Origin of the sequence: Halomonas sp. SIMBA_159 (assembly GCF_046536035.1) — a bacterium.
Taxonomy (GTDB): Bacteria; Pseudomonadota; Gammaproteobacteria; order Pseudomonadales; family Halomonadaceae; genus Vreelandella; species Vreelandella venusta_A.
On sequence record NZ_JAWJBT010000178.1, the window covers coordinates 1 to 366 of the forward strand.

A 366-nucleotide genomic window follows, 5' to 3' on the forward strand; every position below is an offset into this window, starting at 1 on the left:
TATCGCTACGTGACTGGGTCATGGCTGCGCCCCGACACCCGCCAACACCCGCTGACGCGCCCTGACGGGCTTGTCTGCTCCCGGCATCCGCTTACAGACAAGCTGTGACCGTCTCCGGGAGCTGCATGTGTCAGAGGTTTTCACCGTCATCACCGAAACGCGCGAGGCAGCTGCGGTAAAGCTCATCAGCGTGGTCGTGAAGCGATTCACAGATGTCTGCCTGTTCATCCGCGTCCAGCTCGTTGAGTTTCTCCAGAAGCGTTAATGTCTGGCTTCTGATAAAGCGGGCCATGTTAAGGGCGGTTTTTTCCTGTTTGGTCACTGATGCCTCCGTGTAAGGGGGATTTCTGTTCATGGGGGTAATGA

Annotated in this window: 1 protein-coding gene; it reads right to left on the reverse strand. The window is 56.8% G+C overall.

Features of this window, described 5'->3' with window-relative positions; genetic code table 11:
* Window positions 1–130: 130 nt before the first annotated feature.
* Window positions 131–366: Rop family plasmid primer RNA-binding protein (locus R0J87_RS18885; protein WP_200896822.1), on the reverse strand; the 236-nt coding region annotated here is incomplete at its 5' end.